The 12,592-nt window shown below is 56.5% G+C and carries 11 protein-coding genes; 10 read left to right on the top strand and 1 reads right to left on the bottom strand.

Annotated elements, in window-relative coordinates; all coding sequences use genetic code 11:
- The first annotated feature begins 131 nt into the window (after positions 1-131).
- Positions 132-380, top strand: a complete 249-nt coding sequence (locus MHI24_RS14805; protein WP_340026351.1) for a type B 50S ribosomal protein L31 — start codon at positions 132-134, stop codon at positions 378-380.
- 150 nt (positions 381-530) lie between these two features.
- Complete coding sequence (locus MHI24_RS14800) at positions 531-2,105, top strand: diguanylate cyclase (RefSeq protein ID WP_340026350.1); 1,575 nt, start codon at positions 531-533, stop codon at positions 2,103-2,105.
- Here the strand turns inward: MHI24_RS14800 and MHI24_RS14795 are convergent.
- Positions 2,095-3,309: a polysaccharide deacetylase family protein gene (locus MHI24_RS14795; RefSeq protein WP_340026349.1), complete on the bottom strand. Its 1,215-nt coding sequence runs from the start codon at positions 3,307-3,309 to the stop codon at positions 2,095-2,097. The genes MHI24_RS14800 and MHI24_RS14795 overlap by 11 nt on opposite strands.
- A gap of 208 nt (positions 3,310-3,517) precedes the next feature.
- Here MHI24_RS14795 and MHI24_RS14790 point away from each other — a divergent pair, with 208 nt between their 5' ends.
- From MHI24_RS14790 to MHI24_RS14755, 8 genes are all read left to right on the top strand, one after another.
- Positions 3,518-6,088 carry a DUF2339 domain-containing protein gene (locus tag MHI24_RS14790; protein WP_340026348.1) on the top strand — a complete coding sequence of 857 codons (2,571 nt, stop codon included), beginning with the start codon at positions 3,518-3,520 and terminating at the stop codon, positions 6,086-6,088.
- Positions 6,054-7,379 carry a DUF3999 family protein gene (locus MHI24_RS14785; protein ID WP_340026347.1) on the top strand — a complete coding sequence of 442 codons (1,326 nt, stop codon included), beginning with the start codon at positions 6,054-6,056 and terminating at the stop codon, positions 7,377-7,379. Before MHI24_RS14790 ends, MHI24_RS14785 begins: the two co-directional genes overlap by 35 nt.
- 13 nt (positions 7,380-7,392) lie before the next feature.
- Positions 7,393-8,499 (top strand): MBL fold metallo-hydrolase, encoded by a 1,107-nt coding sequence (locus MHI24_RS14780; protein WP_340026346.1) that lies wholly within the window; start codon positions 7,393-7,395, stop codon positions 8,497-8,499.
- 69 nt (positions 8,500-8,568) lie between these two features.
- Positions 8,569-8,853 (top strand): hypothetical protein, encoded by a 285-nt coding sequence (locus tag MHI24_RS14775; RefSeq protein ID WP_340026345.1) that lies wholly within the window; start codon positions 8,569-8,571, stop codon positions 8,851-8,853.
- Positions 8,854-9,125: 272 nt separating this feature from the next.
- Positions 9,126-9,326 (top strand): cold-shock protein, encoded by a 201-nt coding sequence (locus tag MHI24_RS14770; RefSeq protein ID WP_238651382.1) that lies wholly within the window; start codon positions 9,126-9,128, stop codon positions 9,324-9,326.
- Between the two features lie 152 nt (positions 9,327-9,478).
- Positions 9,479-9,709, top strand: coding sequence for a cold-shock protein (locus MHI24_RS14765; protein ID WP_340026344.1), 231 nt, complete (start codon positions 9,479-9,481; stop codon positions 9,707-9,709).
- 263 nt (positions 9,710-9,972) lie between these two features.
- Complete coding sequence (locus MHI24_RS14760) at positions 9,973-11,769, top strand: sensor histidine kinase (protein WP_340026343.1); 1,797 nt, start codon at positions 9,973-9,975, stop codon at positions 11,767-11,769.
- A complete protein-coding gene (locus MHI24_RS14755) occupies positions 11,732-12,532 on the top strand; it encodes a response regulator (RefSeq protein ID WP_340026342.1) in 801 nt (266 codons plus the stop codon). Before MHI24_RS14760 ends, MHI24_RS14755 begins: the two co-directional genes overlap by 38 nt.
- The last annotated feature ends 60 nt before the right edge of the window (positions 12,533-12,592 follow it).

Below are 12,592 nucleotides of genomic sequence, written 5' to 3'. Positions count from 1 at the left end.
GATAGTATGGCGTGTAAAAATCGGAAGATTTACGTATCTCCCTCCGTCTAAGCGGAATGACCCAATAGACTAAGAGATGGCTTCAATAACTGCTTTCAAGCTGTATCCGCACCGAAAGGAGGTTATTCCAAATGAAACAAGGCATTCACCCTAAGTTCCAACAGGTTATTTTCTTCGATGCCAGCGTGGGCTACAAGTTCCTTAGCTCCTCCACCAAGTCATCCGGTGAAACAATGGAATGGGAAGACGGCAACACTTACCCGGTGATCCGTGTAGACTCCAGCTCTGCATCCCACCCGTTCTACACAGGCAAACAAAGAGATACCGAAACTGGCGGCCGTGTTGACAAGTTCAAACAACGTCTTGCCCAGAAGAAATAATGGTGCTCCTGCTATAGAGGATATTCCCGGCCATACCCATGGCGTTGGAATATCCTCTTTGCGTTTTGTATTTTTTGGCAGAGTCATTCATTTGTGCGAAAGAGTAGGATATAATAAGGCCAAGTGATCTGAAAATAGGGGAAATTTGACATGCCGTGGATGCAGGGTTATCCGTTCTATCTCGTAATGGGCAGTGTTCTAAGTCTCTATATGGGCATTGGCTCTTACAAGCACCGCCACACTCCGGGAAGAAGCTATTTATGGATCTTGATGCTGCTGGTCAGTCTGGTGTTTGCCGCCACGGCAGGAGAGATTCTGTCCCGCTCCTTCGAGGCCAAGCTCTGGTGGAAGAATGCGCAGCAGGGGCCGCTTTTTCTGAGCACCATCTTCACTTATGCTGTAATCAAAGAGTATGTCTCGCGCTCCTCTGAAGGTCTGCCGGGGAGGCTGCTTCTGTTCTGTCTGCCGGTTGTGGCCGATGTGCTGCTGATCTGCACGGACTCCTATCACCATCTGATGCGCAGCGGGGTTGGACTGGCTACCGTAGCGGGAATCACCGGAATTGCCGTGGAGCCTACGGTCTTAAGTATGATCTTCATTGCCTATGACCAGCTGTTCGGGCTGTATGCCGTCTATCTGCTGGCCATCTCCCTTCTCAACGCGCCCAAATATCACTTCCGCCATCATCTGCTGCTGCTGCTCAGCCTGCTGGTGCCGGTCGTTTCCGTCTTCCTGCTGCCGCTGCTGCGGATTACCCTTACAGGCTTCACCGCATTCACTTATCTGCCTCCCATCATCGCCGCCTACCTCACCTTGTTCCGTGATCCCAGACTCTCCCTATATCCGCTGGCCAAGAATAAAATCTTCGAGAATATGAAGGACGGCATTGTGCTGACCGACCACTATGACGACATTATTGATGTTAATCGGGCGGCGGGAGAGATGCTCGGCGAGCTGGCGGAGGAGCAGCCGGAAGCCTGGATGGGCGCAAGCATCCGGCCGCTGCTCCGCCGGTACGGGCAGCTCTCGGAGCATTACATGGACCGGAGGGAAGGGCAGTTCGAAATCGAGCCTCCCGGGAGGGACGGCTTATGCTACGGTGTGGCCCTCATCGCGATGGAACGGGAGAGGACGAAGAGTGCGGGGATGCTGATTGTACTCACGGACCTTAGCGAGAAGAAAAGATACGAGCAGGAGCTGCTGTACCAGGCAACGGTGGATGATCTGACCGGGCTGTATAACCGCAGGCACTTCATGCGGCTGGTGCAGAATTATTCCCTCCAGCTTGGAGCAGGCATGGCCCTGCTGCTGTTCGATATCGATGATTTCAAATGCATTAACGATACATACGGGCATATGGCCGGGGATCAGGCACTCATGGACCTGTCCGGGCGGATTATGCAGATTTATCATAATAAAGGGATTGCCGGCCGGGTCGGCGGCGAAGAATTCGCGGTCTGCTTCTTTGCCGATAGCGAGGCTGCGGCCCTGAAGGAGGCTGAGAGCTTCCGCACCGCCATGAGCGGGCATACCGTCAAGCTGGACGGGGGCTATGCCATCCGGCTTACGGTCAGCATCGGCATTGCTTTCACAGACCGGAAGGACGTCACCTTCGAGGATTTGTACCGCGAGGCGGACGAGGCCCTGTACCAGTCCAAGGCTGCCGGGAAGAACCGGGTCACCCTGGGCCGCCAGCCCGTGGCCCGCGAGACGGTTAAGATCTGACCGCTGCGCCGGGGCGGCCGGGGAGCAGCTTGAGAGCGTTGCTGCTGTTGTCGTAATACAGCTTAACTCCCAGCGCTTTGCACAGCTCCGCCAGAGGGACCATGAGCCGGTCCTTGCCCAGCTGCGGCTTCGTTCCGGCCAGAGGGACCTTGACAGAATTGACGGTCAGCTCGGGCTGCGCCTTCATCTGCTTCAGCTCATTGATGGCCAGTACCGGAGAGAGCGTCCGGCTGCCCTCGTTAATGCGCGGCGCATTCAGCGTCATTCTTGAGCTTAAGCCCAGCCCGATATTGAATTTCAGCCGGATTCCGAGGGAGTCGCACGCTTCCAGCAGCCTGTCATTATAGGAGCCGTAGGGGAAGGCGATGGCTGAATCCGTATTGCCCAGCTCCTCCTTAAGCCTGCGTTCGGCCAGAGCCAGGTCCCCGGTCACTCTCCGGTAATATTCCTCATTCAGCTCATGGCGGTTCTCATCCGGGATGTACAGCAGCGAGCTTGCTGCCGGACGCTTATCGCCCTCTGCATCAACAACGCCATAATAATGAAGATTGTAAGTATGATTATAAAAGTCCATTCCGGCGCGCTTCATCTCCCGCATCTGCGCCCAGGTCAGCTTAGGCACCTGATGCGGGCCGGGGTGGTCCACGTCGGAGACAATTACGAAGTTGACTGCGGTGTAGCCATATTTTTGCAAAATGGGGTAAGCCAGCTTGTAGAAGCTCTCATACCCGTCATCGAATGTCAGCAGCACCGCATTGTCGGGAACCGGAGCATTCTCCAGCATGAATTGCCGGTACTGCTTCATCGTAATGACATGGAAACCGTCCTGCTTCAGCAACTGCATCTGTTCATCGAATTGCGCAGCGGTCAAGACGCCGGGATACAGCGGTAGGGCCTGTTCGGCAAGATGGTGATACATCAGGACCGCAACCTGGTCCCTGTAGTAAATTCCTTTGGGGAGCGGAGCGGGCAGCGTCATGGCGATCCGGGCATGAAGTGCCTGCTCGGCAATACTCCGGGACAGCAGGAGCTGATGCTCTGGTGTAACTGTATAGGCATCGGTAGTAATCCGTTCACCGTCAATACCGATGATCTCAAGCTTCGGCTTCGTTAGCTTAAGCATAAGGGGAACAGGCAGACAGAGTAACAGCAATACAATAATGAGGATATAACGCTTCTGCAAATTCCGGATGTTTAGTTCCATGGTCCATGTCTCCCCGTATTCCGAATCTATATGCTAATAATAAACCTATGACGCTGCAGAATTCAAAAGTGCTGCCGGGTTCCCGGAACGGATCATGCGCGGCGGAGGAAGTGTGATTTTTACAGGGGATGTAATGGTTAATTAAGGATATAGACATAAGATACAATGGTAAGCAAAATTCGCTGATCGCAGGCACTGGGGGATGGCTATGGAGGATTTCAGAGAGCGGATGAAGGCGGTCCAGCAGCAGCAGGATATGCTGCTTAAGGAATACCGGGCATTGATTGAAGAGTATGAGGGCAGTGATCTGGTCCGCGAGAATGAGTCATTAAGGAAGGAGAATGAGACCGCCCGGCAGGGGCTGGCCGAGCTGAAGCAGAAGGCTGCGCAGCTTGAGCGCGACAATGCGGAGCTGCGGACCGCGCTGGCGGAGCAGATCCTGGATGAGAAGCTGGGCATTCTGCGGGTATCGCGGCAGAAGCTGCAGACGTACTTCGGCTCACAGGATAACGCCTATCTGGACCGGCTGACGGCCTATGAGCAGGAGGCCAAACGGCGGATTGAAGAGATGTACCGCATCGGCGCCCGTGAGCTGGGCCAGGACAAGACACAGATTACCTACATCCTGGATGAGGTGCAGAGTAAGCTGAATGAGAGCATCCTCTTGCGCCGGCAGTGGCAGCGGGAGGCGGAGCGTACGCTTAAGCAGCAGGTGGGCAGCGGGCTGGACCGCTTCGAGGCCGAGGGGGTCAGCGAGGAGACGCTGCTGCGCCGCCGCAGGCAGAACCGGATCGAAATGAAGATCGGCCTGAACTGGATTAACCGCCTGGGCATTCTGCTGCTGATTCTGGCGGTCGGAGCCGGGTTCAGGTACACTTATTCCACCTGGTTCAATGATTATATGAAGGGCAGTGCCTTTTTCCTGCTGGGGGCTGTCATGCTCGGCGGCGGGGAGTGGCTGTTCCGCAAGGGCAGAGGGCCCTTTGCGCTCGGGTTAATCGGGGGCGGGATATCGGTGCTGTACGGCTCGATCTTTTACAGTTATTTTCTGCTGGAGATTATCGGGTTATGGCCTGCGCTCGGGCTGTCGGTTCTGGTGACCCTGGCTGCTGTTCTGCTGTCGCTGCGCTATGAGTCACGCACGATATGTTCCATGGGCCTGATCGGAGGCTATCTGCCGCTGTTCTCATACATAGGGGCGTTCGGGCTGGAGGGCAGTGCCGTATATGTGGCGATGGGCTATCTGTTCCTGCTGAATCTGCTGATTCTGCTGGTCTCCCTGCGCAAGCGCTGGGTGGTTGTCCATTACATCAGCTTCGTGTTCAATACGCCGTCCATTTCAGTGCTGATCTACCTGTCAGACAGCCACGCGGCAGCCATGCTCTGTGCGGTGCTGACCTTCGCCATGTATCTGGGCATTACCCTCTGGTACCCGCTCAGGTTCAAGCTGAAGCTGAACTGGCTGGATTTCGGCCTGTTGGCTTGCAATACGCTCGTCAGCTGTGTCACGCTGTATCTGCTCCTCCTGGATGCTGGTCTGGATGCGTACAAGGGGGCGCTCGCGCTGGCCTTCTGCCTGATGTATCTGGGACTGGGAATGCTGCTGGAGAAGCGGATGCCCGGCGAACGGGAGAGCCGTCTGCTTTTCTATATCACCTCGCTGACCTTCGCCATCCTGATGGTTCCGTTCCAGCTGGGAGCAGACTGGTGGTCGATCGGCTGGCTGGTGGAAGGTGTAGCTCTAACCGTCTACGGCCATCTGAACCGCTTCAAGGGTGTGGAACGCGCAGGCTGGGGTGTGCTGTCGCTCTGTCTGCTGGCCTTCTTCGGCTTCGATGTGCTGCTGCAGCTCTCCGTGTATAATGGGGCAATCTACTACATTCCTTCCTACTTCGATCTGAAGTATACCTTCATCACGGCAGGGATGGTTACCGTGGCCTTGCTGTATGCTATCCGTCATGGTGACAAGGAGATTCTGCTGCTCAGTACGCCGGCAGAGGTTCAGGCCGCCGTCTGGTTCAAATATGCCGCGATCGTTAACTTCTATGCCTATGCTGTGTATGAAGCGCTTCGCCTGTACGACCTGGCGGTGCCGGAGAATATGGCGCACAATGGCTTCTACAAGCTGCTGGTGGCGGCACTGCTCGCTTCGGGGCTTGCCTATGCGCTGCCGAAGATCAGGGTGCTGTACGATGCCGTGGTTGGCATCATGGTCATGCTGCTATACGGAATCACTTATGCCATCTGCATCGGCGTCACGCTCCGGATGCCGAGCCTGCCGGAGGGCGTGGCCGGAAGCTCATTTGCGGATATTCTGGCGCTGGCTGTCCTGATTCTCTTCAATGTCTTCGTGTGGATCAGCGCCGGACGGCTGCTGCGGAACCGGCTGCTGCGCGAATATAAGGACATGGAGCTGTATCCGGTAGCCATGGGCATCTACCTGCTGGTGATGATTACGGCGTTCCTCAGCGTGCAGCTGCAGGTCCGTGACGGCGGTCTGGCCTTCAGTCTGGTCTATCTGCTGTTGGCCGTGCTGTTCATTATATACGGCTTCTGGAAGCGGTACCTGTATATCCGCCGTTTCGGGCTGGGGCTGTCCCTGCTGGCTACCGGCAAGCTGTTGCTCTATGATCTGACCCTGCTGAACACCGGCAGCAAGATCATCGCTTATTTCAGCTTCGGGCTCTGTCTGCTGGGGATCTCTTACCTCTATCAGCGGATATCGGCCAGAATGGAGGAAGCCTATGCGCAGGCAGAAACAGACCGGGAAGAGAGCTAGAGCGGCTGCGTTGCTTGCGGTGATGATCGGCGGGTCGCTGCTCGGGCTAACGGGTGGTCCGGTGCCGGATAGGACAGCGGCATCCGGATCAGCGGAGAAGACAGACAGCGGCTCGTGGAGGTTCTCGCGTGCCATTACAGTTCCGCAGCCCGCTGATTATTACGAGCTGTATCTGGATGAAGCGGTCTACCGTTCCGCGGCGGAGGATTTGCGCGATCTGCGGGTGAAGGACGGTACCGGGGCTGCCGTCCCTTATTATCTGGAGCGCGGAGTGGAGTCGGTGGAGGAGCGTAACAAGGCCTATTCATCGGAGCTGATCCACGAGGCGGTGAAAGGGCCGGACACTCTGCTGGATTATCAGATACAGCCGTTGGCAGAGCATGTGGATATCCAGGGCAATAAGCTTGTGTTCGAGCTTCCGGCCGAACCGTTCCTGAAGCATGTGGAGGTATGGGGCGGTTATGACGGCACAGCCTGGGAGCGGTTGGCCTATGGGGAGCTGTACACCACCGGCGGGCAGCAGGCCGACAGCATCGTGCTAGAGCGCAGCTACAAGTTCAGTTATTACCGGCTGGTGGTGAAGAATAACGCGGAGGGGCTGAAGTTCCCCGGCCTTACGCTGCTGGACAGCGGCAGGGAGGAGCGGATGACGCCGTTCATCCGGCAAAAGACAGCAGACGCAGAGACAACCCAGAGCGGGAACCGCACCGAGATCGTCATTAACAATGCAGACCGGCTTAAAATTGCCAAGGTGAATCTCAGCAGCAGCGGGACCTTCCTGCGGCGGGTTGAGCTGTATGACGCGGACGGAGTTAAGCTTCCGTTAGCTGGAAGCGGGGAGCTGTACCGGCTCGATTTCAAGAATACCCGGATTGCCCGGACGGAGATTCAGCCGCTCATGCCGTCCTCCGCAGCGAAGCTGCGGATTGTTATCTACAATCTGGATGATGCGCCGATTCCGGTTACCGGCCTCAGTATGGAGTACCTGGTGGACCGGCTGGTATTCGCAGGAGAGGCGCAGGGGGATAAGGCACCTTATACATTGGTCTATGGTAACGGCCAGGCTGCTGCCCCGCAGTATGACATCATTAACTTCAAAGACCGGATCGACGGTGAGCAGCCGGCGGCGGCTGCGCTTGGCGCAGAGACGGCTATTCCTGCCGAGGCTGCGGAAGGCCCTGGGGACGGCGGCCGCTGGTTCCAGGAGCCATGGCTGTTCAACCTCATGATGCTTGCCGTCTCGCTCCTGCTGATCCTCATTGTAGCCCGCCGGCTGGGCCGGACGAAGTAGAAAGAAGGATTATATGATCTTAATCATCATTGCGTTTGTACTTGCAGCACTGGTTGCGGCCGCCTATCTCGTCATGACGCTCTACCCGGCTTTCGGGCGCAGAGCCGGTAGACGGGAGCGGGAGCGGTACAGCCGTTCGCTGAATTACCGCGAGGGCAAATTTGTTTATCCGCAGGCGACCTCATTAAGCAGCGGAGGTGTTGCCGGAAGCCTCTCTATCCTGAAGGATTTTGTGCGGGGTAATCCGCTGTCGAGGCCTGCTGTTCCCCTGCAGCCGCTCCCGCTGCGGCCTGAATCGATCGGGCAGGGCCGGGAGACCCGGGCCACCTGGTTTGGACATTCTGCGGTGCTGCTGGAGATTGATGGCGCTGTGCTGTTTCTGGACCCGATGCTCGGCCGCGCCCCGTCGCCGTTTCCGTTCGCCGGCGGCGGCCGCTACAGCAAGCAGCTTCCGCTGGATGTCTCCGAGCTGCCGCAGATCGATGCCGTGCTGCTCTCTCACGACCACTATGATCATTTGGATTACGGAACGATCCGCAAGCTCAAGGACCGGGTGGGCTTGTTCATCGTCCCGCTGGGCGCCGGCGCCCACCTGCGCCGCTGGGGAGTGAGCGGGGAGAAGATCCGCGAGCAGGACTGGGGCGACGAATTGACCTATGCCGGGATCACCTTTACCTGTACCCCGGCGCGGCACTTCTCCGGCCGGAGCCTGCTGGACCGTAACACCACACTGTGGTGCTCCTGGATTATCCAGGGCGGGAAGAACAGGGTCTTCTTCAGCGGGGACAGCGGCTACGGGCCGCATTTTGCCGAGATTGGACGCAAGTATGGCCCCTTCGCCCTGACCCTGATGGAATGCGGCCAATATGATCCGCGCTGGGCCGATATTCATATGCTGCCGGAGCAGACGGTCCAGGCGCATATCGATGTGCAGGGCGGGCTGCTGATCCCCATTCATTGGGGAGCCTTCACCCTGGCCATGCACGACTGGAACGATCCTGCGGAGCGGGTCTTCGCAGCAGCGGCGGCAAGAGGGGTAAGGCTGGCTATGCCGAGAATCGGGGAGACGGTAGCTGCGGAGGATGAGACGGTTCCGTCTGCTCCCTGGTGGAGAGAATGAGAATGCACGCCTCTGCAGGACTTGTGATACAATCAGGGTGCATCAATGCCAAGGAGTTGAATGACGAAGATGAGCAAGAGCAATGAAGTGAATGAGCGGGAGCTGGTCGAGGTGCTGTCCGCAGAGACGAAGGTGGCTCCGGCCGCCATCCGGCTGGTGCTGAAGCATGAGCAGGCCTTCATCAATAAGGCCAAGGCTAATGCCAAGGGCGAGGTGGATATCGATCATGATGATCTGGTCGATTATGTTACCGCACAGCGCGATGTGAAGCTGGACGAACTGACCGTGGAGACCATTCTGGATGCTGAGATGGATTATCTGATGGACAAGGGTCTGGCCGGATACATCGACTAAGGCTCTGCAGCAGGCGGACGTGCGGTAACTGCCCGGCTATCGTGCGTCCACCCTGATTTATTTAAATTTAAATAAATATCTGCGGGTCCATTGCAATTGGATGAACGGTGTGCTACAATGAGGTCAATCGTAAATTTAACCCATGCATTCACATATTGTAAAAGGTTATCATTTGTACGATGAATCCTTTTCCAATGTGTGAATTTTTATTTGCTCGTTTCGTACGCAGTAATAAAAGGACATGTGTTAAATTAATTTTGGAGGTAATATCAATGCAAACAGGTACAGTTAAATGGTTCAACGCAGACAAAGGTTTCGGCTTCATCGAGGTTGAAGGCGGAAGCGACGTATTCGTACACTTCTCCGCAATCACTGGCGAAGGCTTCAAGACACTGGACGAAGGCCAACAGGTTGAGTTCAATGTAGTAGAAGGCGCACGCGGACCACAGGCTGAAAACGTTGTAAAGCTGTAATAACACCAATAAGCTGCCCTTGACACCAGTTGAGGGCGGTTTTTTTATTGTGCAGAAATGGAATGTAAATGAAAAACCGAACACCAAACACAAGCTCCACTTCGTGGGGTTATTTTATGCGCAGGCACAGTTCTGTGACAGGAGGGGTACATATGTATTTTCGTAAAAAACCGGTATTGAATCTCCCGCAGGAAGAGACGGCGGTCTGGTCCTGCACGAAGGAAGGGTGCACAGGATGGGTGCGCGATGACTTCGCCTTCCAGCAGGTGCCTACATGCTGGCAATGCGGCTCGCCGATGACCAGAAGCATGAAGATGCTGCCCAAGCTGGTGAACAAGAACAGAGATATGAAGGCGAAGAAGCAGGGCGTTACAATCCGGTAGTCTGCCGCTTCTGCCGGCATGATATGCCGGGGTTGACAAGCACAGGCGATTAAGGGATAGTTGGAGATAAGGGCTAAGAATACATAAATGGAAAAAGATAGATTAACTTGATAGCATCTGCGAGAGCCCTTGGACAGCTTCTGAACCGGAAGAGCTGCCCGAAGGGCTCTTTGGCGTCACCCCGGGCAAGGATTTCTCTTGACAAACCTCTGGAGTATTGGAGAATAGAGGTGGAAATGCTGCCAGGGAAAGAAGGAATTCCGATGTTTCAGAGGTTCAGAGAGCTTAACACACTGCGCAATCAGATATTCATCGGTTTTTTGCTCGTTATGCTGATTATTATTTTGGTATCCGGGGTGTTTGTATACGACCGGGTATCGGTTCTGCTCAAAGATAACGCCGAGCGGCATATCCAGCAGACGGCGGTTCAGGCCAACGGGCGGCTGGATGCGCTGATCGGCCAGATTGACAGCCTGATGGAGCAGGTGGCCAATCATCCTACAGTCCAGCAGCTTCTGCTGGAGGAATTGAACGGCAATGAAGTGTCCTTCAATCAGCGCCAGTCGCTGCTGCAGATTGTCTCCAGCTACCAGGCGTACATGCCGAGCGTGGGCTCGCTGGAGCTGTACACCGCCGATTACCGGCTGCTCTTCCCGATTAAGGACGGCAGCCTGACGGCCCGGATCAGCGAGCCGGACATCACTGAGGCGAATGACCAGAAGGGGCGGCTGGTCTGGATCGGTGTGGACCCGGACGATGACCAGAGCCTGCTGGCGATCCGCCAGGTCAGCCTGATGGACCGCTGGTTCTCGCGGGGCGGGTATCTGATGGCCCGCATCCAGCGTAGCTATTTCCAGCTGGATGATCCGCTCTCCGGCAGTGACGGCGGCGAGTCGGTGCTGCTGGTGAACGATGCGGGCCAGCTCCTGGGCAGCAGCGAGACGCCGAAGGCCGATCTGCTCCCGCTTCTGGAGAGCGGGGATCAGACGGTGACCTATCTGGACAAGGAGTATGTCCAGGTCAAGCTGCGGTCGGACAAGACCCAGTGGACGCTGCTGGTGCTGACTCCGGTCAGCTATGTGACCAAGGGGCTGTCTGTGCTGCGGACGGTGCTGCTGGTGTCGGGCGGGATAGGCACCCTGCTGTTCCTGATTATGTCCTTCCTGCTGTCCACGATGATTACCAGGCCGATTATCCATCTGATCCGGGCGATGCGCAAATCCCGCCTGGGGGTGCTGACCCCCAATTCGCAGAAGGTATCGACGATGGAGCTGCGGGAGCTGAATTATACCTACAATGGAATGGTTGCCAATATCAATGATCTGATCCGTGTTGTCTACGAGAAGGAGGTTCTGCAGAGCCGCACCGAGCTTAAGGCTCTGCAGGCCCAGATCAATCCCCATTTCCTGTTCAACACGCTGGAGGCCTTCAACTGGTCGCTGGAGGAGAAGGGTGAGGAGGAGCTGGCCAGTCTGATGGTCATCATGTCCAGGCTGTTCCGCTATATTATGGGCAGTCCTGACAATAAGGATGAATGGGTCACGCTTAGTGAAGAAGTCGAGCAGATCAGGCGGTATCTGCGGATTATGGAGATGCGGATGGGGGAACGCCTGACCTGGGACATCCGGCTTGACCCGCATGAGGCCGCGGTGCCGGTGCCCAAGCTGCTGATTCAGCCGATTGTGGAGAACGCTATCAACCATGGCGTGGAGAGCCGGGTAGGGTGCGGGAGAATCGAAGTGGACATCGGCCCGTCCTCCCGGGAGGGCTGGACGCTGGTGAAGGTGTCGGACAACGGGCCTGGCATGGATGAGGAGACTCTTGCGGCGCTGCGTCATGCGCTGGAGGGCGGGCCGTCTATCTCGTCCAAGGGCAGCGGCGTCGGCCTGGTGAATGTGCAGCGGAGGCTGAGGCTCTATTACATGGAGGACGGCCTCAAGTCGGAGGGCCTGATCATTGAGAGCCGGCTGACAGAAGGCACTGTAATTATGTTTGAAATTCCGAGCAATGGAGGATATTCCTATGAGTCTGGGCAACAGGACCATATTGATCGTAGATGATGAACCGAGAACCCGGCAGGGCATCCGGCAGACGCTGGAGGTATGGGCGGCCGGGCGGTATACTGTGGAGACCTGCGACAACGGGGTGGAGGCGCGCGAGCGGCTGCGGCAGGAGCGGGTGCATCTGCTCATTACGGATGTGCGGATGCCGGAGGTCAGCGGGCTGGATCTGATCAACTCGCTTCAGGACGCAGCCTGGAAGCCGGTGATTATTGTCATCTCCGGTTATGCCGAATTCGATTATGTACAACAGGCCATGCGGCTGGGGGCTGTTAATTATCTTCTGAAGCCGCTGGACAAGTCCGAGCTGCTGTCCGTGGTGGAGGACGCGCTGAAGCGCGAGGAGGAGCGCCAGCGCCATGTGAAGCTGGAGAAGCTGGTGGATCACAAGCTGCTGGAGATTGACACCGACAAGGCAGGGATGGGGCAGCCGGTCAAGGAGGCGATCACATACGTGGAGCAGCACCTGCATGAACAGCTGACGATGGCCGAGGTAGCGGGGCTGATCCATCTGAACGCCAGTTACTTCAGCGTATTGTTCAAAGAGCAGGTGGGCGTGTCCTTCACGGAGTATCTGGCGCGTCTGCGCATTCAGCGGGCCAAGGAGATGCTGCTGCAGACCGGGCTGACCATCGGGGAGATTGCGGAGCGTGTCGGCTACCGGACGGATAAATATTTTATCAAAGTATTCAAGTCACTTGAAGCGGTAAGCCCAAGCCGGTACCGGCAGCAGATGAAGGGCGGACCGCAGGAAATCCAATAAATGTGGAGTTATACCCAATAAGTGTAGTCTTATCTGCCTCCGGGGACGATGCTAGAATTT

The organism is Paenibacillus sp. FSL K6-1096, assembly GCF_037977055.1.
In the GTDB taxonomy this organism is placed as follows: domain Bacteria; phylum Bacillota; class Bacilli; order Paenibacillales; family Paenibacillaceae; genus Paenibacillus_AQ.
This window is presented reverse-complemented; position numbering and strand designations above follow the sequence as displayed.